A 25,938-nucleotide genomic window follows, 5' to 3' on the forward strand; every position below is an offset into this window, starting at 1 on the left:
AATGAATAACAATATTATAACTGTAACTTCTCCTCTTCTTCCTCCTTTAGAAGAATTTATACCGTATCTTCAAGATATTTGGAATCGTAAATGGCTTACCAATAATGGTTATTATCATCAAAAATTAGAAAATGCTTTATGTGAATACCTAAATGTTCCATTTATAAGTTTATTTACCAATGGTACATTACCATTGATATGCGCATTACAAGCAATGCGCATATCAGGAGAGGTCATTACTACGCCATATAGTTTTGTTGCTACTACACATGCTTTATGGTGGAATGGCATTAAGCCTGTATTTGTGGATGTAGATATATCAACAGGCAATTTAGATCCTGAAAAAATAGAAGCAGCTATTACACCGAAAACAACGGCTATCATGCCTGTTCATGTTTATGGCAATCCTTGCGATACAAAAAGAATACAAGAGATTGCTGAGAAATATGGCTTAAAGGTTATTTACGATGCAGCACATGCTTTTGGTGTTGAACAGGATGATGTATCTGTTATTAGTGCTGGAGACATGGCTACATTAAGTTTCCATGCAACAAAGGTGTTTAATACAATAGAAGGTGGAGCTTTGGTCTGCCATGATAAAGAGACGAAGCAACGTATTGATTATCTGAAAAATTTTGGATTTGCTGATGAAGTTACTGTTGTGGCTCCTGGAATTAATGGAAAAATGGATGAAATACGCTCTGCTTATGGTTTATTAAGTCTTAAATATGTAGATGAAGCTATTGAAAAACGGCATCAAATAGCAATAAAATATCGTGAGGCAATGAAAAACACTAATGGCATTCGGTGTTTGAATGATATTTCTGGTGTGAAGCATAATTATTCATATTTTCCTATATTTATAAATGAAAAGGAATATGGAATGAGTCGTGATGCTTTATATAATAAAATGAAATCGGCTGAGGTGTATGGTCGTCGATATTTTTATCCATTGATTAGTACATTCTCTACATATAGGGGATTGGACTCATCTAGTCGTGCTAATTTGCCAAATGCTTATAAGATGGCAGAAGAGGTGATTTGTTTACCGATGCATCATGCTCTGAATGAAAATGATTTAGTTAGGATTATTGATTGTATAATTTAATGAAAAATTCATTTTATACTCAAGATGAAGTTCTAGAAATAGGCTTTAAATCTATAGGAAAGAACGTGTGCATTAGTAAAAAAACATCTTTTTATAATCCTGAAAATATAGAAATAGGAAATAATGTTAGGATTGATGACTTTTGTATACTTTCTGGAAATATAAAAATAGGTTCATACGTTCACATATCAGCATCAACAATATTATATGGAAAGAAAGGCATAGTTCTGTCAGATTTTACAGGTATTTCTGCAAGATCAATTATATATAGTGAAGTTGATGATTTTAGTGGGAACTATATGATTGGGCCAATGTGTTCAGCAGAATATACCAATGTGACAGGTGGAACAGTCTATTTGGAGAAATATGTGCAGATAGGTGCTTCGTGCGTTATTATGCCTAATCTGAGACTTAAAGAAGGATCTGCTGTTGGTGCTATGAGTTTTGTTAATAGAGATTTGGAATCATGGACTATTTATGCTGGTATTCCTGTAAAAAGAATAAAAGGTAGATCTGAGAGGCTTAAAAATTATTGTTTAGACGTAGAATAAAATGATAGGTACTCAGTATAATTTAGATTTATTTCGATTATTGCCTTATTATTTAGCAGCAATAGTATTTTTGTTATTATCATTTTGTGTAGGAAGTTTATTATTCTTTAAAAGGAAAAGTAAGTTTTCTTCTTTTTCTATATTTACAAAAATAATGACGGGCTGGTTGGTTCTCATTATACTTTACTCCTTCGTTACGACAACTGGAGTAACTATGAATGTAATATTCTTTATTTTGTTTTGTTCTTATTTCGTAGATAGATATAAGAATCGAAATAATGATTTAATTTATAGTAATATTCACTCGTTGTCTATTTTTTGGTATCTATTTTTTATATTGTTGATTGTAACATTTACTTTTTCGTATAATTTATTTCAAACAGTTTCTATTTACGATGGTTCAATAATAAGACCGTATCATGATGGAGACTATTATGCTAAAATATCGCAGTTCTTGAATTTGGGATATGAAAATCGACAATTTGTTTATAATTTCACTCAAAAATTTACTCCTGAACCATATCATTATTTTGAAATCTGGACAAGTTCAATGATTTATAAAATAGGGAATTTGAATGCGTCTTTAGTTTTTTATCTAACCATACCATCATTGTTTGTATCTCAAATCTTTTTGGCATTATTGGCTGTAATTGAGCGTTCTGGAAAACCTTCGTTTATACATATTTTATGTATAATAATATTATTGTTTGCTGTGAGTTTTATGCCTGTAATATCTTTAGTTACAAGTAAAACTGTTAAAGAAATGTATGTTTTAGGTACTCATAAATGGATGTCTATCCTTTTATTTGTTATTTGGTTTGCACTCTTTTTTTATTATGGAAAGAAAAAAGAAGCTTATTATATTCTTTTATGTTTACCTTTTGTGAATATAATAACGATTGTTTGGATATATGGTGTTATAGGTGTTGTTTTGACGTGGAATCTGCTGATTAAAAAAAAGATTGATAAAGCATATCTAATTCCGTATGTTGTTTCTGTTCTAATATATCTTTTTTTTGTTATATGTGGTCCGGAACGTTCTTCTAGTGTCCGTGAGCCGTTCAAATTTTCTTTACTACGATTGTATTTTACACAGGCTGTAATGTATAGTCTATATTATATTCATATAATTATTGCATTATATTTACTTAATCGTAAATATTTCCTTTTTTGTTTGAGAAAATTCTTCCCTATATTGGCTATAACATTTATAGTGACAGAGAGTTTTAGTATTTTTCTAAGAGGTTGGAATTATGACGCAACTCAATTTCCTTCAGTTTCTATACCTGTTTGTTTATTTGTCTTTTTAGTTTGTGTGTTTTTGAATATAGTATCAAGAATGGATTGGACAAATCGAAATAAAATAATTATAGGAGGATTTGCCTTAGTCAGTTTTTTATTAACTTTTTCTGTGTGTAAAATATCTTATAATTCTTTGTCTATTGATGAATTGAAATATAGATCTGAAATACTATCTAAATTACCTACCCAAAACGAATACAGAATTGGTTTTTATCGTGATGCCAATGACGAAAGAGGCTGGGGGGGAGGATTAGGACGAGTCGACGGACTAATGAAACCAGATTTCTTAGATTATTATCATAATAATGTTTGGCATTTTACAGTTAACAAGGGTGATAATGAGTTTGTTTATGGAACAGAGAACAGCCCATATCGTGATTTTTATATGGCCGAGAACAAACGTGATACTACTTTAACAGATGATGAGATTCGATTAAAATATATTAAAGAGAATAAGATTGAATATTTAGAAATTCTTTCTGGTGTATTATCGGATTCTTTTTTATCTCATTTTATTTTAATTGCTGAAAACAAAGAGTCAGGTGAAAGTTTTTATAAACTAGCTTATTAGTTTAGTATGATAGATAAATTTATAAATACATTTAAGGATAATATTTGTTTTATACTATTATTGTTTTTATTAGGTTTTCTTACTGGAGCAATAAATAATTTTTTGCATGAATCTTTTATTTCGATGATTTCTAAATGGGCTCATGGAGTTTGTAACGCTATGTTGATAGCTTATTTCTTAGCATTTATAAAAGATTTGTTTGAAAATAAATGGTGGAGGCGTGTTATTTCTTTTTTGTCAATATTTGTATTTTCTATATTGTTTTTGATAGAATGTTTTTTATTGATAAAATATAACAATGTATTTACCCCTTCTATTATTCTTGTTATTTCTGAAACAACAAAAAATGAAGCATTGGGATATTTAAAAACCTTTATTGATATTAAAGTTGGATTTGTTGTTGTACTATATGCTGCTATTCTTTTTATTTTGCGAAAAATTCGAATGCCTTTACAGCGTAAGATTTTGGAGTATATAATGCCTCTGTTTTTTGTTTGTATTATGCTAGGAGCTTGTTTTTTTGTTTATAGAAATATACAATCAATGTCTGTATTTACGAAAGCTTTAACTCCAATACAGCGAATATATACATTGTATAAGACGGAAATAGGAGACCTTAATAATATAAGGTATATCCTTCTTTCTAGAAAGAAGGATATGGGTATTAAAGAAAAGAAAGTGGATAAAGAATCTGTTAAAAATGTTGTTTTAGTAATAGGAGAATCTTTAAATCGAGACCATATGAGTTTATATGGTTATGATTTAGAGACAAATCCTTTATTAGAACAACTGAAAGATAGTAGTCAATTGTTTATATTCAAAGACGTAATTTCTCCTCATGCGCATACTATAGCGTCTCTGCAAGAAGTACTCTCATTTCATAATTATGAATCGAAAAAGAAATGGTATGAATGTAAAACATTGCCAGAAGTTATGAAAGAGAATGGATATTATAATATATGGATATCAAATCAACCAGGTTCTGGTCGTAGTAATGCTGCAAATCTAGTTGCGGAAATAAGTGATACCTGTGTCTTTGCTCATGGGGGATATGACGAAGATTTACTTCCATTATTAGATACGTTATTACATAAATTGCCTGAAAAGAAATTTATTGTAATACATTTAGCAGGTTCACATATATCATATAAAGAACATTATCCTCCTGCATTTAATAAATTTACTTCTGCTGATATTAGTAGAGATATTGCCGAATATCAGAAAGAAACTATTGCACAGTATGATAACTCTGTATTGTATAATGATTATATACTTTATAATATAATAGAACGTTTTGTTGATAAAGAGACTGTTTTGATTTATTTATCAGACCATGGAGAAGAAGTCTATGATTATAGGAATTTTATAGGACATATGGAAGAGAATGTTAGTCGCTATATGCTTGAAATACCTTTATTTGTATGGTTGTCTCCTATTTTTATAAATACGTATCCTGAAAAAATAGATCGGATAGAATGCTCTGAAAATCTGCCATATATGACTGATGATTTGATGCATACTTTGTTGGATTTAAGTAGTATATCAGGTTTTGATTCGACAAGAAGTCTTGTTAATCCAATGTACAATAAGTATCGAAAAAGATTGTTTTATAATCAAGATTACGATAAAGTTTATAAAAATATTAATTAGTTTGATGGAAAGAGACTCTCTGAAACATAAAACGGCTCAAGGACTCTTTTGGGGAGGGATAAGTAATGGCTTTCAACAATTGCTAAGTTTATTTTTTGGTATATATTTTGCTCGTCTATTGAGTGCGGATGATTATGGATTAATAGGCATGTTGGCTATTTTTTCAGGCATAGCGGGAACTATAATTAATAGTGGTTTTTTTATTGCATTAGTGAATAAAAAAGATGCAAAGTATGAAGACTATAATGCTGTTTTTTGGTTTACTTTTTTTACAGGGTTAATTTGTTACTCAATTTTATTTTTATTGGCTCCATTAATAGCTACATTTTATGATCACTCAGAATTAAAATCGTTATCTAGAGTTGTTTTTATTTCATTTTTTTTCTCAGGAATTGGTGTTGTTCCATCTGCTATATTGTATAAAGAATTACGAGTGAAAACGAAGGCGAAAATTGATATTTTAACATTATTAATAGCTGGTTCAATAGGAGTGTTTTTAGCAATAAAAGGATTTTCATACTGGGCTTTGGCAACTCAAAGTTTGATATTTATTATAGGAAATGCATTACTAACTTTTTTTGTTGTACGTTGGACACCTTCATTCCCGATTATTTTTACACCATTAAAAGAAATGTTGCCATTTAGTATGAAGCTGCTTTTTACAAATATCTTTCAACAAATTAACAATAATATTTTCTCGGTTTTGTTGGGACGTTTTTATACAGCTGCAGAAACTGGATATTATACGCAAGGGTATAAATGGATGTGGATGACTCGTTCCGTCATTTCAGGAATGATAGTTAATGTTGCTCAGCCTGTGTTGATAAATGTAAAGGAGGATAAAGAGCGAGAACTAAAAATTTTTCGAAAAATAATACGATTTACGGCTTTTGTTTCTTTTCCAAGTTTATTAGGATTTGGATTAGTTTCTTCCGATTTTATTCAATTGACTATTGGAGACAAATGGCTTCCTTGTGTTCCAATATTGCAAATGTTATGTGTTTGGGCTTCAATAGATACTTTCATCTCTTTATTCCAGCAACTTTTTTTTATACGTGGACGTTCTGATATTTATTTATGGACGAATATTTTATTAGGAGTTTTGCAAATAACAGTTGTTATTGCAATGTTAAATTGGGGAATTTATTGGATGGTTTTAGGGTCTATATTTGTATATATTGGCTATTTCTTTATTGTATTTTTTTGTGCAAGTAAATTAATTCAGTTTAGTTTATTGGACCTGTTAAAAGATTTGACTCCTTATTTATTAATAACTGTTTTCACTCTTGTTCTTTCATATTTCTTTACAAAAGAAATTAGTAATATTTGTTTGCGTTTTATTTCAAGGATAAGTATTGCTATTATTATTTATATAATAACAATGAAATTGACAAATTCTACTATATTTAATGAAGGTGTTGATTTCCTTTTTAAAAGAAAAAATAATCTATAAATATTATTTATGAGCCAGAAATTCACTTATTTAAAAGAGCATCGAAGAACTTTAGATGGAGAAAAGATTTTACCAATAATAATGGATATAATTAAACCTAAAAGTGTCGTAGATGTAGGGTGTGGTAGTGGTACTTTCTTACATTATTTTAAGCAACAAAATATTGAAATTTTAGGGCTAGATGGTAGTTGGTGCAATAGAGAAATGTTGTTCGAAAATATAGAACCTTCTGATTTTTTAGAAATAGATTTAGAAAATGATTTTAATTTAGAAAGGAGGTTTGACTTAGCAATAAGTTTAGAAGTTGCAGAGCATATTTCTCCTGAAAGAGCAGACAACTTTGTGAAAAATCTAACAACATTGAGTGATTGTATTCTTTTTTCAGCGGCTGTTCCTGGACAGGGAGGGGATCACCATGTAAATGAGCAATATGTTTCTTATTGGATAGAAAAATTTGGTAAACATGGCTATGTTTTCTACGATATTATTCGTCCTAAAATCTGGAATGAAACAGATGTTTTCGGTTGGTATAAGCAAAATTCTTTTTTAGTAACTAAAAAAGAATTTATATCTTCCAAATATAAATTCTTTTATGGCTATAATGTTATTCATCCAGATATATTCCAAGCAAAAGTTTCTGAATTAAACAATATTTTAGAAGGGAAACGTGGAATATCATTTTATGTCAATTTGTTAATGAAGTACTTTTCTTATAAATTTGTACGAAAAAAATGAAAAATATTCGAGTAACTATATCTATACCTATCTATAACTGCTCGAAAACAATTGAGAGATGTCTTTATTCTGCTTTAAGCCAAACCTATGAAAATATTGAATATGTTATTGTTGATGATAGAGGCAACGATAATAGTATGGAAATCGTTCAGTATATTGCCAAACAGTCTTCTCGATTAGAAGACATAAAGTGTGTTTTACACGAAAAAAATTTTGGATTAGGAGCTGCTCGTAATACAGGAATTAGACATGCTACTGGTGACTATATATTCTTTTTGGATAGTGATGATACAATACCTTTAAATGCGATTGAATATTTAGTAAATCAAATTCAAGACGAAGACTATGACATGGTTGCCGGTTCCTATAACCGTATAGGACAGAATGGGGAAATAATGGATTCTTGGATTTTACCGGATAAAATATTTTCTTCTTTTGAAGATTGCGTAATAGCGTTTATGAAAGATAAATTGTATTATGTTACGAATTGGGGAAAATTGTATAAATTGGAATTGTTCAAAGAGAATAATATTACCTTTATTCAGGGTTGTCATCAAGATACTCCATGTTCTTTTGAAATAGCATTGAATCAGAAAAAAATAAAATTGTGCAGTAAAATTGTTTATAACTGGTTCTATACAGAAGGATCAATCTCTACAAGAGTTTATAAAAAGAAAGATTATGATGCTTTTGAAGAGAGCTTTTTATTAATGAAAAAAATAGCACAATTATATGAAAATGATAGTTTGTATCCTGTTATTTTGGAATATGTAAATAATTATAGACTATATCCAATTTGGAAATTATTGTCTAAAGATATAGATATTGAAAATAAGAGTGTTTTACTTCATAGTTTTATGTTCCCATTATTGTCTTTAGGGCAGTTAGTAAGATTAAAAATATCTTCTAAAGAAAAACTAAAGCATATTTTGTTTTTGTTTCCTGATAGATTTAAATTGATGTTATTGAGGTTAGTTTCTTATAAAGAAAGAAGACGTTTATGAAAATATTGGTGACTGGTGCTGCAGGCTTTATCGGATCATATGTTGTAGAGCATTTGGTGAAAAGAGGAGATGAGGTTATTGGGTTGGATAATATAAATAGCTATTATGATATTCGTTTGAAATTGGAGCGGTTAGAAGATTTGGGCATTGATGCTGATGAAATACGGGAGAATGTATTGATTAGAAGTCGGAACTATCCTAACTTTCAGTTTGTAAAAACAAATATAGAAAATCCTGGATATCTTTTTCGTTTATTTGAGGAACAAATGTTTGATAAAGTATGTCATTTGGCAGCTCAAGCCGGAGTTCGGTATTCTATAGAAGCCCCATTGACATATGTAAACACTAATGTTGTTGGATTTCTACATATTTTAGAATGCTGTAAAAATATACGATACAGCATTTAGTATATGCTAGCTCCAGCAGTGTTTATGGGTTAAATAGTTCTATTCCATTTAAAACCTCGGATCCGGTAAATCATCCTGTTAGTATATATGCTGCAACAAAAAAATCTAATGAACTAATGGCGCATACTTATAGCTATTTGTTTAATCTTCCAACGACAGGATTGAGATTTTTCACTGTTTATGGGCCTAAAGGCCGTCCGGATATGTCTCCTATGTTATTTGCGAAAGCGATAGTAAAAGGAGAGCCTTTAAAGGTTTTTAATCATGGAAATATGGAACGTGATTTTACGTATATTGATGATGTTGTAGAAGGAGTTGTCAGAGTATTGGATGTTCCTGCTAAAAGTAGTGGTGATTTTAATACGCAAAAACCAGATCCTTCGATCTCTTCTGCTCCTTATAAATTATATAATATAGGTAATTCCTCTCCAGTAAAATTGATGGATTATATATGTGAAATGGAAAAGGCTTTTGGGAAAAAAGCAAGAAAAGAGTTTTTTGATATGCAGCCAGGAGATGTTTTAAAGACTTATTCCGATGTGTCTTCTTTAGAACATGACTTTGGTTATAAACCGAGCACTCCGTTATCAATTGGTATTTTAAGATTTGCAGAATGGTATATGAAATGGTCGATGAAAATTAATGGTTGATTATGTATAATGTTCCTATTCTTTTTCTAATTTTTGCTCGTCCAGACACTACGACTCAGGTTTTTGAACGTATCCGGCAAATAAAACCGGCAAAACTTTATGTCGCCGCTGATGCACCACGTGAAAATCGTTTGGATGAAGCAGAGCGTTGTGTGAAGACAAGGGCAATAATTGATAAAATAGATTGGCCTTGTGAATTAAAGACATTGTACAGAGATAAAAATTTAGGATGTAAGGTTGCTGTCTCAGAGGCTATCACTTGGTTCTTTGAACAAGAGGAATATGGTGTAATTCTGGAAGATGATTGTTTACCTGATTTGTCTTTCTTCCTTTTTTGTGAAGAATTACTTATTAAATATAAAGATGATGACCGTATAGGTCATATTGGAGGTAATAATTTCTTTCCTGGCATTGTTAATGAAAATCTCAGTTATGACTTTTGTTCTATTTCCCATATTTGGGGATGGGCGTCATGGAGTCGAGTTTGGAAGAATTATGATGTAAACTTTTCATATTGGGAAGAGGCAAAAAAGAATCAATCAAAAAGAAAATCTTTATTTAAGAGTTTGAGGGAAGAAATTTATTTTTCTTCTTTTATAGAAGATACATTGAATGGAAATAAAGGCATAAATACATGGGATGTGCAATATTTATTTATGCTTCGCGTACAAAATCAACTTAGTATTTATCCTTCGGTGAATCTAGTTACAAATATAGGATTGAATTCTATAGGGGCAACACACACTTCTTCTAAAAATGGTAGATTGTGTGTTAAGTCAGAATCTATACATTCTCCGTTATCTCATCCGAAATATGTTTTATCTAACGAAGAAATTGATAATATAACAGTGCGAGTAAATTTTTTTTCATATAAACGGATTTTGAGATATTTAATGCATAATTATTAAGATAAGACTAAACTTTTTGAATAATGAAATGTGTTGAAAAGATTTCAGTTGTTATGTGTACTTATAATGGTGCTAAATATTTGAAAGAACAACTGGACTCAATAATAAATCAGACATATCCTATCTATGAAATGATTATTCAAGACGATTGTTCTACAGATGATACAATGACTATATTGCAGGAATATGCAAATAAGTTTTCATATATAAAAGTATTTCAAAATTTTGAACAGAAAGGAATAAATAAAAACTTTTTTTCTGCAATAATAAAAGCAACAGGTGATTATATTGCTATATCAGATCAAGATGATATTTGGGAATTAGACAAGATTGAATATCAGATAAATAGTATAGGTGATGATTGGTTGTCGTCAGGCTTTTCTCGTCCGTTTGTTAATGGAAGAAATATTAATTGCCATTTTGATAGAAGAATACCTAATTGTACTCTTGAGCGTATGATGTATGTGGGAGTAACTCCAGGTCATACGATGCTTTTTAAAAAAAATGTAATGGGGAAAATCCCTCATTTAGATAAATATATGTGTTTTTATACTTATGATAAAGTAATTCAAATGGTTGTTGCTGCTTATGGGAAGATTCAATTTTGTGACCATATTCTAGTAAATAATAGACGACATATACAGGCAGCAACATATACTCCTTCACTAAGCTATGAATGGAATTTTTTGAATGTTTTAAAATCGATCTATCGGACATTTAAATTACGCCTAGAATTGAAAGACGGGATTAAAGAATATTTTGGTAAGACTTTTGTTTTTTTACAAGATTTACCAATGGAAGCTATTTATAAGGATAACGCTATTAAAATGGCTTTATATCAATCGCGTGGCTCTTTTGTATCGTATATTAAACTAATATTCTTATGTGTAAAGTTAAGGAATAAAATATTTTATTCACCAGAGAAAAATTTATTTTTCTCTGTTTTTAGAGCATTGTTTTTCCCTATTTCATGTAGTGATTATTTTCGTTATATGTCTAAGAGCTTTAAAAAATAGATTATGTCCATATTGAAAGATATGTATTGCCTTTTTGCTAAAAAGTTACAAAAATATAGAAGAGAAAAAGAATGGAGGAAAAGAAATTCTCATAATTTTACTTTTCTTGGTCCGAGCACTTTATATTTGTCAAATATATCTATTGGACCGTATTCCTACGGTCCAATAGATGTACTTGCATATAATAATGTTGATAAATTAAAAATAGGAAGTTTTGTTTCTATTGCGATGGGAGTACAGTTCTTGTTGGGAGGGAATCATCGAATGGATACTATTTTGACATATCCAATAGCATCGTTATTGTGCTCAACAAAAAAGTATAATGATATAATTTTAAGTGGAGATACAGTAGTTGAAGATGATGTTTGGATTGGACGTAATTCTCTGATTATGTCTGGGGTTAAAATACATAGAGGTGCTGTTGTTGCTGCAGGATCTGTAGTTACGAAGGATGTTGAACCTTTTGCAATTGTTGGTGGTTGTCCTGCTAAATTAATACGTTATAGATTTAATGAAGATTTAAGAATGAATTTAATGAAGTTTGATTACTCAAAGATAAATAAATCTTTTCTTCAGAAGCATCTTGATGACTTCTACACATCTTTAGATGATGCCGTTTTGGATAAAATAGAAAAAGAAATACATCGATATGATGGGAACAATGAAATCTTTTCTTAAGTACTTGAAACATAAATTCCAAAGTACTGAAAGATATAAAATGACATCTGCTATTCGGACATTTTTACAAAATGAGTCTGCTTCATATATAGACGAGTTGGATCGAAAAACAATGTTGAAATTTTTGCGGTATAATTTAGTAGATATGTATTTTTAGGCATGGAGTTATTCATGCAGAGGTTTGATATAATGAAAATTTTAATACTAAATACCTCAGAACAAACAGGTGGTGCTGCCGTTGCCGCTAATCGTCTTATGCATGTTTTACAAAATGTAAATGTAGAGGTAAAGATGCTTGTCCATGATAAAACTACAAAGAATCAATCTGTTGTTGCGCTGAATGAATCTTTTGTGAAACAAATGATTAGTTTTATTCGGTTTCTCTGGGAAAGATTAGTTATTTTTATATGTAATCTTTTTAATAGAAAGAATCTATTTCAGGTATCGATTGCTAATACGGGGATTGATATTTCTGATCATCCTTTGGTTAGAGAAGCAGATATAATTCATTTGCATTGGATTAACCAGGGATTTTTGTCATTAAATGATATACAGAAGTTAATAGCGATAGGAAAACCTATTGTCTGGACTTTGCATGATCTTTGGCCTGCTACAGGCATATGCCATTATCCGGATAAATGTATTAAGTATAGGAAAGAATGCTACCGTTGTCCTATGATGGTGAAATATCCATTATGGGATTTAGCCAAGCAAACATTTCATCATAAGCTTAAAATGGATTTTTCTAGAGTGACATTTGTTGGGTGTAGTCAATGGATTGCTTCAAAAGCGAAAGAAAGTGCTTTGCTACAAGATGCTAATTTTACGTCAATACCTAATCCGATTGATACTTCGGTTTTTAAAACTGTAGAAAAAAAAATTGCTAGAGAGCATTTTAATCTTCCTTTGGAAAAGAAAATGATATTATTTGCCGCAGCAAAATTATCGGATACAAGGAAAGGTGCAAAGTACTTTATTGAAGCGTGTAATATTTTAAAGCAATACTATAGTAATGGTGAGTTGGAGATAATATTAATGGGGAATTGTCCGGAAGGTTTGGATTCTTTATTGTCATTTAAGGTAAATGCTTTGGGTTATATTTCAGATGTTGAATCTATTGTGAAGGCTTATAATTGTGCAGATATGTTTGTGATACCGTCTTTGGAAGATAATCTTCCGAATACAATAATGGAGGCGATGGCTTGTGGTGTACCTTGTGTTGGGTTTAATACGGGAGGAATTCCGGAAATGATAGACCATTGTGAGAATGGGTATGTTGCTGATTATATGGACGTGGCAGATTTGGCTAAAGGTATCCGGTGGGTTTTGGACTACAAATATCCTTGTGCATTGGCTGAGAATTGTGTAACTAAAGTGCAAAATAATTATATGGAACGAATAGTGGCAGGAAAATATATAATCCTTTATGAAAATCTATTGCAAAGGGGATATTGCTGATTATTGTTTGAATATGAATCAAGAGATTATACAAAGAGAAAGGTACTGGATTAGAATTGGCCTATTCAGCGTATTATTTGTAATAATTGCTATTCAATTTATGCAGATTGATTTAGCAGATTATAGTTTAGTTGGAGATCGAACCTTTTATCGAGATGTTCTATATGGTTTTACAGATAAAGCTATTAATGAGGGATTTGATGCCTATTATTTGAAGAAAGGTTTACCATTTGCCCTTATTAATATAACATATACCATATTCGAGATTCCTAAAACAGATAGCTCCTTTTTGATCTGTCTATTTGTGATGAACATTGTTTCTTTATTGTTGGTGGTTTTCTTATTTTTTAAGATATCTACTTTATTAAAATTGAGTTGGCAGGCAGAAGTTATCGGCTTTTCTATTATTTTTTACAGTGTTCATATATTAAAAGCATTTGTGTTGAATCCGGTAGGTGTCGATTATCTAGGCTATATGGTCTGCATTTTCTTATATTGGCTTTATTTGAAGAAGAAAAAGTGGACTATAGTATTTGTCTCTTTTATTGGTGCTTTTGTTGATCCTTTAATCATGCTTATTGGAATTCTATTATCTTTAGTTCCTCAAAAAGAGTTTGAAGTTTGTGTGAAGTCTCTTCCAAAGAAAAAGGTTTTATTGCTGAATGTTTTAAAATGGATATTGATTATAAGTATAATTCCGGTATTGATTTTACTTACTTATTTTAAAGCGCCATCTTTTAGTTTGAATGGTTTGAAAAGTTTATTCTCCGGTTTTTGGTATGATCATAATTATACGAGTTTTCCTGTTTTATTGTTGTCGGTATTATCTTTGATGATTATCATCTACCGAATGTTAAAGCCCTTTTATATAGATATAATTGCAACTGTAAAAGATATTCTATATTCTTTTAGGAAAAGTGATATATTGGTGATTGTTATAATGTATCTGCTGGTTTCGTTAATAACAAATTCTATTTCAAATGGAGAACATGCATGGGGTGTGTCTGGCTTGGCAAAGCAAGCCGCTATGGCTGCTGTCTCAATGCCTTTTGAGGTATTAGAGGCTCAGTTTAGGTATCATGGTCTTATTGTTTTATATGTAATATTTTGTTGGAGGAGTTTAGTTGAGGTATATGCCTCTAATGGATATGGTTATTTTGGTGTGATATGTTTAGGGATAATGTTTATGATGTATCCGGAAGCACGTTATACTATTGATATATTGCCTTATTTTTTATTTCCTATTTTGATTAGAATAAATAATTACAGAATTAAAAAATCAGTAATTGTTTGTTTTATTTTATTATCTATTCTTTATTCCCGTTTTTGGTATCCTTATACATGGGATAATCGTTTTTGGCAAGGTGTTGCTACATATCAATATTGGAACGTATATTTTTTGTTTATGTCAATTGCAATATTCTTTTCAGTAATTATATGGTTAGGATATAAACGATCGTGGTTTTTTGAAAAAGCTAATTTATGAAAACTGTTTCTATTTTGATCCCTGTATATAATGAGACGGATGTCTTAAAGTTATTATATGATCGTCTAAAATATTTAATGGATAATAGTACCTCTTATAAATGGGAGATATTATTTGTGAATGATGGAAGTAAAGATGATTCTCTATTAATAATAAGGAATTTAAGAAATGTAGATCAACGAGTGAACTTCGTTGATCTTTCCCGTAATTACGGGAAAGAGATTGCTATGCTAGCTGGATTTGATTATGTCATAGGAGATTGTGTGGTAATCATGGATGCTGATTTACAAGATCCTCCGGAGCTTATACCCCAAATGCTTCAATATTGGGAAGAAGGATATGATGATGTTTATGCCAAAAGAAGAAAACGTGATGGAGAGAGCTTCCTTAAAAAAATGACATCTAAGTTGTATTATAGGATTTTACAAAAGACGACTAAAATAGAATTACAGGTTGATACTGGTGACTTTAGATTGTTGGATAGAAAATGTATTAGTGCTTTGAAACAGATAAGAGAATCTCAGCGTTATACAAAAGGTATTTTTAGTTGGATAGGTTTTAAAAAGAAAGAGCTTTTATTTGATAGGGATATTCGCGCCGCAGGTAAAACAAAATGGAATTATTGGTCATTAATTGGTTTGGCTATTGAAGGGGTGACTTCATTTACTATTAGTCCTTTGAGAATTTCATCTATATTAGGGTTGATTGTGTCTGTGTTTTCTTTTATTTATATGTGCTACGTATTTGGAAAAGCACTTTTATATGGAGATCCTGTACAAGGTTATCCATCTTTGATTGTGATAATTTTGTTTTTAGGAGGCGTACAGTTACTATCCTTAGGTATTTTAGGTGAATATGTGGGACGCATTTTCTATGAAACGAAACGTAGGCCTCCTTACTTTGTTCGGGAATATAATGGGGAATATCAAATGAAAAAGAATAATTAATGTCTACATTTTCCATCATCACCATCACATACAACGCTTCTCAATGGCTTGAGCGCACAATACTAAGCGTTCTGAGTCAATCATACCCAAATATTGAATATATTATTATTGACGGGGCTTCTACAGATGGAACAGTTGATATAATCAAGCAATATGAATCCGGGATAGCTTATTGGGTTAGTGAACCGGATAAAGGCTTGTATGATGCTATGAACAAGGGTTTGCAGAAGGCTACGGGGGATTATGTCTGGTTTCTGAACGCGGGGGATACTATATATACTTCGGATACGATACAACGTATAGTAACGGCTATGAGCAGAAGGAAACGAGTGCCGGATATTATATATGGAGAGACTGCGATAATAGATGCTGCCGGGAAATCGTTAGGCATGCGTCGTCTGAAAGCTCCCAGACGATTGACATGGAAGAGTTTCCGTAAAGGAATGCTGGTTTGCCATCAGTCGTTTATATCAAAACGGGCAATTGCTCCGTTATATAATACGGATTATCGTTTAGTGGCCGATTTTGACTGGTGCATACGGTGTCTGAAAGGAGCGGAAGTTATTTATAATACGCATCTTATTTTATCGAATTTCTTAGAAGAAGGGATGAGCAGTGTGCAACGGAAAGCTTCTTTGAAAGAACGGTATGAAGTGATGTGTAAGTATTATGGTACGTTGCCCACTATGTTGATGCATGGTTGGTTTGCAGTGCGTTTTTATTTTGCCAAATGGTTTAAAGGACGGGTTTAAAAAATAGATAGTTTTTTATGAATTTTCCTGAATCCGAAAATCAACATATTGAGTTTAAACAGTCCTTTAATGCGGCTGTGATTGAAACGTTAGTTGCTTTTGCGAATAGCAAAGGGGGGATTGTATATGTAGGTATGGAGGATAATGGAGATATAAGAGGGATAACTATAGGAAAGGAAACAATTGCTCAGATTGTTAATGAAATAAAGTTTAAAACGATACCTTCTTTGGTACCTGATGTAGAGGTTGCAGAACAATTCGGAAAGGAGGTTTTGCTTTTGTCTGTTCAGGAATATCCGGTGAAACCGGTTTCTACGCAAGGACGTTATTATAAACGGGTTGGCAATTCCAATCATCAGTTATCTATTGCTGAAGTGGTTGATATGCATTTGCAATCTATGAATTCCAGTTGGGATTATTATCTGGATGCTTCACATACGCTGAATGATATTTCTTTGGACAAAGTGAGGCTTGCGATGGAGAAGATGCGGAAAATGGGTCGGGTTATAGAGGATGATCCGTTGACATTTCTAATGAAATATGATCTGATACGGGATGGTAAATTGAGTAATGCCGCGTATCTGCTATTTAAAAGAAATGATTCGGTATTGACTACGATTGAATTGGGGTATTTCCAGAATGATATTATTATAAAGGACTCAGACCGGAGTAAAGAGGACGTTCTGACCCAAGTGGAACGGGTGATGGATTTCGTTCGGAAACATATCAATAAAGAAGTGATTATAACCGGTGACCCTCAGAGTATACAGAAGTGGCAATATCCTTTGGAAGCAATAAGGGAGATTGTAATGAATATGATTATCCATCGTGATTACCGTTCTGCTTCCGATTCGATAGTGAAAGTCTATGCGGATAAAATAGAGTTTTATAATCCCGGACGTTTACCGGATAATATTACAGTTAAAGATCTGTTGGAGAATACTTATAAATCTACTCCCCGGAATAAGTTAATTGCTGATTTTTGTAAAGATTTAGGTATAATTGAAAAGTATGGTTCCGGTATTCGTCGTATATTGGATTATTTTAGAACTGAAGGGCTGGAGTTGCCTGTTTTTGAGAATATATCAGAGGGGTTTATGGTAACGGTTTTTGCAAATAAGGCCGGTGGTACAATTGGTGGTACAATTGGTGGTACAATTGGTGGTACAATTGGTGGTTGGTTATTTAATGATTCTGTAATTACTCTTGATGAAATTAAGGAACAAATCATATTGAGAATGATGGAATTTCCAACTGTTACTGTCCGGCAATTATGTTTATTATTGGGAATGAATAAGTCGGCGGTCCAGAAGCATGTAGATATTTTGAAGAAAAGTAGATACATAGAGCGGCAAGGTACTACTAGAGGTGAGTGGGTGGTCAAAGTAAGAAAAAAATTGAAATAATATATGCAAGATTTAGTAAAGAAATGGGGTAAGCATGTACTTGCCTTAATCGTATTTTTAGCCTTGTCGGCTGTTTATTTCTCTCCGGCAGTGTTTGATGGAAAACAGGTGCGTCAAGGGGATATGGAGAAACATGCCGGAATGGGGCATAGTCAGATGGATGAATATGCAAAGACGGCACGACCGGGTGAGTTCAGTGTCTGGTCGGATGCGATGTTTGGAGGAATGCCGTATGTTTCAGGGTATGGGAATCCTGCACCGCAATTGCCTAATTATGGTATTGTTTCCGGACTTTTGTTGAGATTGGGGACGAATGATGCGGGAATCGTTTTTGCCGGAATGGTCTGTTTCTATCTCCTTATGTGCATCATGGGAGTGAATGTATGGTTGGCAATTGCCGGTTCCATTGCATTTGGATTTACTTCATTTAATATTATTATTATTGAAGCCGGACATATTACGCAAGCTTGGGTTATTGCCTTTATGCCTGTAACATTGGCCGGAATGGTACTTCTCTTTAAGAAGAAATGGCTTTGGGGAGCTGCGTTGTTTTTACTTGGTGTTGCTTGTTCCATTGGATATGGACATATACAGATGACTTATTATTTAGTGCTGATCTGCCTGTTTATATATCTGGGGTATGCTGTTTGGAAGATTAAGGAAAAAGCATTTGGTGAACTGGCTAGGACAACCGGCATTATGGCTGTTTGTGTTATTGTTGCTGTGATGCCGAATGCCGGAGGCATGTATGCAAACTGGGACTTAGGCCAACATTCTATTCGTGGAGCAACGGAGTTGACAACTACTACGCCGAGCGGTGAAAAAATATCTTCGGGACTGGATAAAGATTATGCTTTTGCCTGGAGTTATGGTAAAAGTGAATTGCTTACGCTTCTTGTTCCAAATGTTTATGGAGGTGGTTCGGGAGGCATGTTAGGAAGTGATTCGGAACTATATAAAGAACTGAAAGCGAAAGGCGCTCAGATTGGGAAAGAGGTACAGGCGCCTACTTATTGGGGGGATAAATCGTTTACTTCCGGACCTGTATATTTCGGGGCATTGGTTTGCTTTTTGTTTGTACTGGGTATGTTTGTGATACGAAATCCGATGAAATGGTGGGTGTTTGCCGGTACTATGTTTCTGGTTCTAATGGCCTTGGGGCGTAACTTTGATTCATTCAATACGTTTTTGTTCCATCATTTGCCGTTATATAATAAGTTCCGTACGGTAGAGTTTGCTTTGGTTATTCCTGAATTGATATTCCCGATTGTTGGCATTTGGGGACTGAAAGAGATATTATCGAACAATGTGGATGCAAAGGCCTTTAAGCGTGGAATGATAGGTGCTTTGGCTATTACAGGAGGTTTGTCGCTGATTCTTTGGCTGATGCCGAGTATGCTTCTGGATTTTCGTTCTTCTTTTGATGCTCAGTATCAGTTGCCCGACTGGTATTACAACGCGTTGTTGATGGACCGCGCTTCATTGGCTTCTGCTGATGCCTTGCGTTCTCTGATTTTCATTTTATTAGGTGCCGGTTTGTTATTCTGGTATAGCAAAGCTAAGAATAAACAAATGGCTTCTGTAGTGGTAAGCGCCGGAGTCGCTATTTTGATTCTTGTCGATTTATGGTCTGTGGATAAACGCTATCTGAATGACAGTAACTTTGTAAGTCCGAATAAGACAAAAGAGATATTCAAACCTTCTGTGGCAGATACGGAGATATTGAAAGATACGACCTCTTATCGTGTGCTGAATCTGAATAATCCGTTTCTTGAAACAAATACATCCTATTATCATCACTCTATTGGCGGGTATCATGCTGCTAAGTTGAGAAGATATCAGGAGTTGATAGAGCATCGCTTGCAAGGTGAAATAGGCATGATAATGGAAGCTCTTAAGAAGGCGCAAACGGCAAATGATTTACTGCCGGCAATGGCGGCCAGTCATTCGCTGAACATGCTGAATACCCGGTATATCATTTATAATCCGGAGCAACTTCCGTTGGTGAATCCGTTTGCTTATGGAAATGCCTGGTTTGTCAGGAAGGTGGATATTGTGGAGAATGCGGATGCCGAGATTGCAGCGTTGAATACAATTAACCCGTTGGAGACAGCTGTTGTTGATAAGCGTTTTGCTGATGATTTAAAAGGTTTTACTCCGCAGCCTGACTCTACGGCTACCATTAAGTTGGATAGTTATCGCCCGAATCGTTTGGTATATACATCCAATACTTCATCGGAACAACTGGCTGTATTCTCGGAAATCTACTATCAACCGGGATGGAACGCCTATATTGATGGCAAGGAGGTGCCTCATTTCCGGGTGGATTGGATATTAAGGGGAATGTTAGTTCCGGCCGGTGAACATCAGATTATGTTTGAATTCAGGCCGCAAGGATATATTATAGCTGCTAATATTGCGGCATACAGTGGCTTTGTTATTTTGCTGCTGTTGATCGTTGCTGCCGGATATTCTATATGGAAAACATATAAGAAGAAAAACGCGTCAACCCTTCAGGAATAGCGGAAGCATATATGTTTCAATGGGAAAAGGGCTGAATAGTTTGTGAAGAACTATTCAGCCTTTTTTATAAGAAATAAATAGATACGTAACTGTTAAAATTAAATTGTGAAAAAGTTGCAATTGTTAAAAGTATTTCTTTCCTTTGTAGAACAATAAACCAAAGGTTTAACTATGGAAAAAGCCTTAACTATGAAGTAAAAGATCTATCTTAACAAAACTTTAAATATGATTAGAAAGATCTTTAAGGGTGATTGCCTCTGTTAAAAAGAGCAATCACCTTTTTTTATTTTACTTCTGCCACCCAATAGAAATTTCCTTTTTCTGTATGTATTTTGGGAACGTTATGTCTATGTAGCAGACGTCCGAAAGAAGTGATGGTGGTAGATGACAGTTTTACTGAAGTACGCTTTTGAATGCGTTGCAAGATCTCAACAGCTTGTAGACGTTCTGCTCCTTCTTCTTCTTTTAAAGCCGGCCGGAAGTAGCGTAAGAAGAGTTGTTCAGCCGGTGGTAATTGTTGGAATTTACTGTTTTGCCGGCTGATCTCCATTTCTTCTTCATGAGTAAACCAATAACGCTGTCCGGATGACAAAGCATGCAAGGCTTCGGCATAAAGTTGCTCGTATTCGATTGGCAGATCATGGTGAATTTGGCCGGTTACTTCCACGCAAAGGTAACGACGGTTTCCACTGGAGTCTGTCAACAAGTCAAACTGATTGCAAGTCCCTACAAAAGAGGCGTATCGTTTCATCTGCCGGATTGCTATTTGATACGGGCGTCGTAATTGTACGACCGGCTTTTGCAGGATGTGCTTCAGAAAACTCTGATAGGAGTTTCTGACCGAATCGAACTCATCTATGTTGATAAGTAGAAAACGACCTAGGTAATGTTCTGCTTCGCTCCGTTGTCCCAGATTAATGCTGTCTGTATAAAATTCCCGCAAACAGGGAGGCAGTAAGTTTAAACACCATGTAGATTTACCACATCCTTGCTCACCGATCAAGAGAGGTAAGGAACAATTGCCATGCTGCATATCCATTCCTTTCCAATGTGCCACCATACTCAGAAACCATATATAGAAACGATCCCGCCATTCTCTGCTATCTGAAGGCACTTGGTCGGCCAGTTCCCGGATGCGTTCTTTACCGTCCCAAGCAGGCAGACCTTTCATGTATTCATCTACAGGGTTATAAACGGCTATCCGGTTAGAGTGGATAAAACGCTTTACATCCCGGTCCCACACGGCTATTCCTTCCTCTTGAGCTTTCAGTATGATACTGTTGAGGTCGCGTTCATAGAGCGGACAGAATGTAACGGGAGCACTGTTCTTTTTACGGTATTCAACTTCACAAGTCAGTTCGTTTTGTCTGAATTCATAGAATCGGTTCATAAACTCTTGTAATTGGAATACGAGTGCCGGTTTGTCTTTCTTTAAAACCGGTAACTTTTTTTCCGTGCTTTCGTTTGGTAAAAGCTTTGTTTCTTTCGCAAATAATTGAATCTGCTTTGATAACTCGTTTCTTACTTGCTTTTTTAGTTTGCAAAGTGAATTGTGTCTGATTCCCATTTCCATTCTTTTTTCAGACAAATATATGATGTCTAACAGCTTGGAAACAAGTAGAAACGGACTTGTTTATCCATTGTTTTTCAAGCTTTCCATCTAGTAAAAAAGATCCGATGTTTTAGTTCCGTTTACGAATCTTTTTATATCTTTAGTCCCGAATTATTAATAGGCTGACATTTGTCGTTCTATAGGCCGATAGCTGTCAATCTATAGGCCGACTAATGTCGATTTATAGGCCGACATAGGTCGGCTTATTAATAATTGCTTGCTTTGAGAATAATAGGATAGTATTAATGAATTAAAAAGTGTATAGTATGTCAGCAGAATATAGAATGGAACGGAATCCCGGTAAGGCGGATAATAGCGGTAAACAAGCTTTGCATCCGCGTTTGATCCCTCATAGGACGGTAGGAACAAAAGAAATAGCAAAATTCTCGCAAGAAACTTCTTCGATTTCATCGGCGGATATGCTGGGAGCTTTGGAAGTATTGTCTCAGTATACGGCTATGCAGTTGCGTGAAGGTTACACAGTGTATATCGAAGGGATAGGCTATCTGAGCGCCACTCTGCAATCGCGTCCGGTGATGGAAGCGGATGAGCTGAGAAGCGAGTCGGTACGGTTTAAGAATGTGGCTTTCCGTTGTGATAAAGAATTAAAGAAGAAGTTGAGGACGATGCCGGTATTCAAGGCGCAAACGACCAAAAAGGAGGTGTATGACATGGAGGAGCGTAAATCACGCCTGATATGGTATCTGGACCGTTATGAGTATATTACGTCCACCTATTATGCGGCGCTTAATAATTGTAGTAAATATAGCGCCCAGAAAGATCTGAATCAATTAACTGAAAATGGATTGCTGGTAAAGAACGGTCACCGCTGTACTACAACATATCGCAAGAATGACACCTCTCCGGATTTAATAAGCGAGATGCGGATACCCGAGTAACCCTGTTATGCCTGAAAGGATGAAGGGTTTGAAAGGTTAAAGGCCGGTTTATAAATTTGTTTTGATAAACTGAAGCAGTTTGCTTGTCAGAGTTTGCCATGAAAGAGCTGCTTTTTCTTTTTCTATATTGCCGGCTATGATCTGTAACTTTTCGGGCGATAGCAATTCCTTTATGCCTTTGGCAATAGCGTTGGCGGATATTTCGGGAACTACAATGCCTGTTCCCGGATCGGCGATGCTATGTTGGAAATCTCCAACGGGCGTGCTGAGCATCGGTAGGTTATAGTGGTAGGCAACAGATACTACTCCGCTTTGGGTGGCTGAACGATAAGGCAGGATCAGCGCATCGGCTGCCGAGAAAAATGCCGGTATTTCATCATCTGCTATATAACGATTGTATGAATGGATACGTTTGCCGGCAGGTGAGGCATCAATTAAGGCCTGGTATTTATCGTAACTTCCGTAGCATTCTCCGGCGATTAATAGCTGGTAACTGCCATCCAGTTGGCTCATTGCCTCTATTAACAAATCGAGCCCTTTATAATCGCGAATAAGCCCGAAAAACAACAGGGTTTTCTTGTCCAGTTCAAGGGCTAAGGAGGTGATTGCTTCTTTCTTCTTTCTTTTTTCTCCGAAATGGTTGTACAAAGGATGAGGGTTTTGTATATATTTTGCTCCGGGGCGTAATGATTCCAGGTCATTCTTTACCGTATCGCTCATCACTATAAATCCGTGGCTTTGTTTGAATAGCAGTTTAGCCATTGGCTTGTCGAAGAAGCGGGGTTCATGAGGTATGGCGTTGTGGATAAGGGTGATTACTTTACAGTGCTTCTTCATCCGGTTTGCTATATGTGCATATCCGGGCACAAAGAAAGACATCCAGTAACTTATTATCAGCACGTCCGGTGCAAATGCTTTAATTTCTTTTACGGTTTTGAAATAGCTGAACGGGTTAATACTGTCTAATGTACGGATGCTGTCTACTTTGATCGCTTTGTCTCCGTCTTCCACATATTGCGTTTTACCGGGGAAAAGGAAATCAGGATAAAGGCGTGAAAAATTGAAAGCCTTTACTTCGTGACCTTCATTTTCCAGTTGAGTGTACAGAATGGTGCTGAATTGGGCAATGCCACCGCGGTAGGGATAAATGGGGGAGAGGATAGCGAACTTCATAATGATAATAATATGCCAATGGGATAATGTGCCAATATGCCAATGAATAATATGCCAATGAGATAATGTTTCAATATGCTAATACAATGTGCCAATTAAAGAATTGGATAATCCGGAGTATCTTTATTGGCGCACATTGGCATATTATCTCATTGACACATTATCTTTATTGGCACATTATTTAATATCTGTAATGATCTGCCTTGTATGGTCCTTCAACAGGAACGCCGATGTATTCGGCTTGCTTTTCCGAGAGCTTGGATAGCTTAACTCCGATACGTTCAAGGTGTAAGCGGGCAACTTCTTCGTCCAAACGTTTCGGAAGACGGTAAACACCTACTTCGTAAGCCATTTGCCACAAATCCATTTGTGCCAGTACCTGATTCGTGAATGAATTGCTCATTACGAATGACGGGTGGCCGGTCGCACATCCCAGGTTAACCAAACGGCCTTCGGCCAACAGGAAGATAGAGTTTCCGTTAGGGAACGTATATTTGTCTACCTGAGGTTTGATGTTGGTATGTTTGATGTTCGGATAGTTTACCAGGTTGTCTACCTGTATTTCGTTATCGAAGTGGCCGATGTTGCAGACAATAGCCTGATCTTTCATTTGCGTCATGTGCTCAATGGTGATGATGTCGCAGTTTCCGGTAGTAGTAACGAATACATTTCCTTCCTTTACAGCTTCTTCCATTGTTGTAACTTCAAAGCCTTCCATAGCAGCTTGAAGCGCACAAATCGGGTCTATTTCAGTAATCAGTACACGTGCGCCGTATGAGCGCATAGAGTGTGCACATCCTTTACCTACGTCACCATATCCGGCAACAACTACTACTTTACCTGCGATCATTACATCGGTAGCACGTTTAATTCCGTCTGCCAATGATTCGCGACAACCGTATAAGTTATCGAACTTAGATTTTGTAACGGAGTCGTTTACATTGATGGCAGGTACTAGCAGTTCGCCTCTTTCCATCATTTGATACAAGCGGTGTACGCCGGTTGTTGTTTCTTCCGATACGCCTTTCATCTCGGCAATAGCGCGGTGCCAATGTGTGTTGTCTTCTGCCAGAATACGGTTTAATGTGTCCAGTATAACCTGTTCTTCATGGTTTCCACCTTTACGGTTGATCGTTTCAGCGTCGTTTTCAGCACGGTAGCCCATGTGTACCAATAAAGAGGCATCGCCACCGTCGTCTACAATCAGGTTCGGACCTTTGCCGTCAGGGAAACGCAATGCCATATCGGTACACCACCAGTATTCTTCCAGTGTTTCACCCTTCCAGGCAAATACCGGAACGCCAGTGGCTGCAATAGCGGCAGCGGCATGGTCCTGAGTAGAGAAGATGTTGCAGCTTGCCCAGCGCACATCTGCTCCCAACGCAACTAATGTTTCGATTAACACCGCAGTCTGAATCGTCATGTGCAGTGAGCCGGTGATACGTGCGCCTTTCAGAGGTTTCTGATCGGCATACTTCTTGCGAAGCGCCATTAATCCCGGCATTTCGTGTTCGGAGATTTCGATTTCCTTACGGCCGAACTCTGCCAAACTCATATCCGCCACTTTATAAGGCAGATTAGTTGGAAATAATTGTGACATAATGAATAAAATTACTATATGTTTTAAAAGCTACAAAGGTAGTTACTTT

20 protein-coding genes and 1 pseudogene are annotated in these 25,938 nt (G+C 34.8%); 18 read left to right on the forward strand and 3 right to left on the reverse strand.

What is annotated here, in order from left to right; genetic code table 11:
• Position 1 precedes the first annotated feature (1 nt).
• From C1721_RS06375 to C1721_RS06460, 17 genes and pseudogenes are all read left to right on the forward strand, one after another.
• Positions 2–1,108 carry a DegT/DnrJ/EryC1/StrS family aminotransferase gene (locus C1721_RS06375; protein ID WP_102409279.1) on the forward strand — a complete coding sequence of 369 codons (1,107 nt, stop codon included), beginning with the start codon at positions 2–4 and terminating at the stop codon, positions 1,106–1,108.
• On the forward strand, positions 1,108–1,659 hold the full coding sequence (locus C1721_RS06380) for an acyltransferase (protein WP_102407622.1): 552 nt from the start codon (positions 1,108–1,110) through the stop codon (positions 1,657–1,659). Before C1721_RS06375 ends, C1721_RS06380 begins: the two co-directional genes overlap by 1 nt.
• Before the next feature lie 454 nt (positions 1,660–2,113).
• A complete protein-coding gene (locus C1721_RS06385; protein WP_159063544.1) occupies positions 2,114–3,532 on the forward strand; it encodes a hypothetical protein in 1,419 nt (472 codons plus the stop codon).
• A gap of 6 nt (positions 3,533–3,538) precedes the next feature.
• The gene (locus C1721_RS06390) at positions 3,539–5,182 is read left to right on the forward strand and encodes a phosphoethanolamine transferase (RefSeq protein ID WP_102407624.1); all 1,644 of its coding nucleotides are present in this window, start codon (positions 3,539–3,541) and stop codon (positions 5,180–5,182) included.
• A gap of 4 nt (positions 5,183–5,186) precedes the next feature.
• Positions 5,187–6,635: a lipopolysaccharide biosynthesis protein gene (locus tag C1721_RS06395; protein WP_102407625.1), complete on the forward strand. Its 1,449-nt coding sequence runs from the start codon at positions 5,187–5,189 to the stop codon at positions 6,633–6,635.
• A 9-nt stretch (positions 6,636–6,644) separates the two neighbouring features.
• Complete coding sequence (locus tag C1721_RS06400; RefSeq protein WP_102407626.1) at positions 6,645–7,370, forward strand: class I SAM-dependent methyltransferase; 726 nt, start codon at positions 6,645–6,647, stop codon at positions 7,368–7,370.
• On the forward strand, positions 7,367–8,374 hold the full coding sequence (locus tag C1721_RS06405) for a glycosyltransferase family 2 protein (RefSeq protein ID WP_102407627.1): 1,008 nt from the start codon (positions 7,367–7,369) through the stop codon (positions 8,372–8,374). Before C1721_RS06400 ends, C1721_RS06405 begins: the two co-directional genes overlap by 4 nt.
• Positions 8,371–9,431 (forward strand): annotated as a pseudogene (locus C1721_RS06410) (NAD-dependent epimerase). Before C1721_RS06405 ends, C1721_RS06410 begins: the two are co-directional and overlap by 4 nt.
• A 2-nt stretch (positions 9,432–9,433) precedes the next feature.
• The gene (locus tag C1721_RS06415; RefSeq protein WP_102407628.1) at positions 9,434–10,339 is read left to right on the forward strand and encodes a hypothetical protein; all 906 of its coding nucleotides are present in this window, start codon (positions 9,434–9,436) and stop codon (positions 10,337–10,339) included.
• A 23-nt stretch (positions 10,340–10,362) separates the two neighbouring features.
• Positions 10,363–11,355, forward strand: coding sequence for a glycosyltransferase (locus tag C1721_RS06420; protein ID WP_102407629.1), 993 nt, complete (start codon positions 10,363–10,365; stop codon positions 11,353–11,355).
• A 3-nt stretch (positions 11,356–11,358) separates the two neighbouring features.
• Entirely contained in the window at positions 11,359–12,033 is a 675-nt protein-coding gene (locus C1721_RS06425) for a CatB-related O-acetyltransferase (protein ID WP_199830398.1), read from the forward strand.
• Positions 12,034–12,222: 189 nt separating this feature from the next.
• Entirely contained in the window at positions 12,223–13,491 is a 1,269-nt protein-coding gene (locus C1721_RS06435; RefSeq protein WP_102409283.1) for a glycosyltransferase, read from the forward strand.
• A complete protein-coding gene (locus C1721_RS06440) occupies positions 13,460–14,977 on the forward strand; it encodes a hypothetical protein (protein WP_159063545.1) in 1,518 nt (505 codons plus the stop codon). The genes C1721_RS06435 and C1721_RS06440 overlap by 32 nt, the downstream gene beginning before the upstream one ends.
• Positions 14,974–15,924 carry a glycosyltransferase family 2 protein gene (locus C1721_RS06445; RefSeq protein ID WP_102407632.1) on the forward strand — a complete coding sequence of 317 codons (951 nt, stop codon included), beginning with the start codon at positions 14,974–14,976 and terminating at the stop codon, positions 15,922–15,924. Before C1721_RS06440 ends, C1721_RS06445 begins: the two co-directional genes overlap by 4 nt.
• Complete coding sequence (locus tag C1721_RS06450) at positions 15,924–16,676, forward strand: glycosyltransferase family 2 protein (protein WP_102407633.1); 753 nt, start codon at positions 15,924–15,926, stop codon at positions 16,674–16,676. Before C1721_RS06445 ends, C1721_RS06450 begins: the two co-directional genes overlap by 1 nt.
• A 17-nt stretch (positions 16,677–16,693) precedes the next feature.
• Positions 16,694–18,082, forward strand: coding sequence for an RNA-binding domain-containing protein (locus C1721_RS06455; protein ID WP_102407634.1), 1,389 nt, complete (start codon positions 16,694–16,696; stop codon positions 18,080–18,082).
• 3 nt (positions 18,083–18,085) lie between these two features.
• Complete coding sequence (locus C1721_RS06460) at positions 18,086–20,605, forward strand: YfhO family protein (protein WP_102407635.1); 2,520 nt, start codon at positions 18,086–18,088, stop codon at positions 20,603–20,605.
• Between the two features lie 283 nt (positions 20,606–20,888).
• Here the strand turns inward: C1721_RS06460 and C1721_RS06465 are convergent, their stop codons facing one another.
• On the reverse strand, positions 20,889–22,172 hold the full coding sequence (locus C1721_RS06465; RefSeq protein ID WP_234347369.1) for a VapE domain-containing protein: 1,284 nt from the start codon (positions 22,170–22,172) through the stop codon (positions 20,889–20,891).
• Positions 22,173–22,483: 311 nt separating this feature from the next.
• On the opposite strand from C1721_RS06465, the gene C1721_RS06470 reads away from it, so the two are divergent.
• Entirely contained in the window at positions 22,484–23,116 is a 633-nt protein-coding gene (locus C1721_RS06470; protein WP_159063547.1) for an HU family DNA-binding protein, read from the forward strand.
• Between the two features lie 48 nt (positions 23,117–23,164).
• Here the strand turns inward: C1721_RS06470 and C1721_RS06475 are convergent, their stop codons facing one another.
• Together C1721_RS06475 and ahcY are read right to left on the reverse strand one after the other, a co-directional pair.
• A complete protein-coding gene (locus tag C1721_RS06475) occupies positions 23,165–24,289 on the reverse strand; it encodes a glycosyltransferase (RefSeq protein WP_102407638.1) in 1,125 nt (374 codons plus the stop codon).
• 181 nt (positions 24,290–24,470) lie between these two features.
• Positions 24,471–25,889, reverse strand: a complete 1,419-nt coding sequence (gene ahcY, locus C1721_RS06480; protein WP_102407639.1) for an adenosylhomocysteinase — start codon at positions 25,887–25,889, stop codon at positions 24,471–24,473.
• Positions 25,890–25,938 lie beyond the last annotated feature (49 nt).

Origin of the sequence: Parabacteroides bouchesdurhonensis, assembly GCF_900186615.1 — a bacterium.
GTDB classification, from domain to species: domain Bacteria; phylum Bacteroidota; class Bacteroidia; order Bacteroidales; family Tannerellaceae; genus Parabacteroides; species Parabacteroides bouchesdurhonensis.

Coding starts and splice junctions, on each gene's coding strand:
- C1721_RS06445 (WP_102407632.1), top strand. CDS start 14,974: ATGAAAACTGTTTCTATTTTGATCCCTGTATATAATGAGACGGATGTC.
- C1721_RS06465 (WP_234347369.1), bottom strand. CDS start 22,172: ATGGGAATCAGACACAATTCACTTTGCAAACTAAAAAAGCAAGTAAGA.
- ahcY (WP_102407639.1), bottom strand. CDS start 25,889: ATGTCACAATTATTTCCAACTAATCTGCCTTATAAAGTGGCGGATATG.
- C1721_RS06440 (WP_159063545.1), top strand. CDS start 13,460: ATGAAAATCTATTGCAAAGGGGATATTGCTGATTATTGTTTGAATATG.
- C1721_RS06450 (WP_102407633.1), top strand. CDS start 15,924: ATGTCTACATTTTCCATCATCACCATCACATACAACGCTTCTCAATGG.
- C1721_RS06470 (WP_159063547.1), top strand. CDS start 22,484: ATGTCAGCAGAATATAGAATGGAACGGAATCCCGGTAAGGCGGATAAT.
- C1721_RS06405 (WP_102407627.1), top strand. CDS start 7,367: ATGAAAAATATTCGAGTAACTATATCTATACCTATCTATAACTGCTCG.
- C1721_RS06420 (WP_102407629.1), top strand. CDS start 10,363: ATGAAATGTGTTGAAAAGATTTCAGTTGTTATGTGTACTTATAATGGT.
- C1721_RS06395 (WP_102407625.1), top strand. CDS start 5,187: ATGGAAAGAGACTCTCTGAAACATAAAACGGCTCAAGGACTCTTTTGG.
- C1721_RS06455 (WP_102407634.1), top strand. CDS start 16,694: ATGAATTTTCCTGAATCCGAAAATCAACATATTGAGTTTAAACAGTCC.
- C1721_RS06475 (WP_102407638.1), bottom strand. CDS start 24,289: ATGAAGTTCGCTATCCTCTCCCCCATTTATCCCTACCGCGGTGGCATT.
- C1721_RS06460 (WP_102407635.1), top strand. CDS start 18,086: ATGCAAGATTTAGTAAAGAAATGGGGTAAGCATGTACTTGCCTTAATC.
- C1721_RS06375 (WP_102409279.1), top strand. CDS start 2: ATGAATAACAATATTATAACTGTAACTTCTCCTCTTCTTCCTCCTTTA.
- C1721_RS06380 (WP_102407622.1), top strand. CDS start 1,108: ATGAAAAATTCATTTTATACTCAAGATGAAGTTCTAGAAATAGGCTTT.
- C1721_RS06390 (WP_102407624.1), top strand. CDS start 3,539: ATGATAGATAAATTTATAAATACATTTAAGGATAATATTTGTTTTATA.
- C1721_RS06425 (WP_199830398.1), top strand. CDS start 11,359: ATGTCCATATTGAAAGATATGTATTGCCTTTTTGCTAAAAAGTTACAA.
- C1721_RS06400 (WP_102407626.1), top strand. CDS start 6,645: ATGAGCCAGAAATTCACTTATTTAAAAGAGCATCGAAGAACTTTAGAT.
- C1721_RS06435 (WP_102409283.1), top strand. CDS start 12,223: ATGAAAATTTTAATACTAAATACCTCAGAACAAACAGGTGGTGCTGCC.
- C1721_RS06415 (WP_102407628.1), top strand. CDS start 9,434: ATGTATAATGTTCCTATTCTTTTTCTAATTTTTGCTCGTCCAGACACT.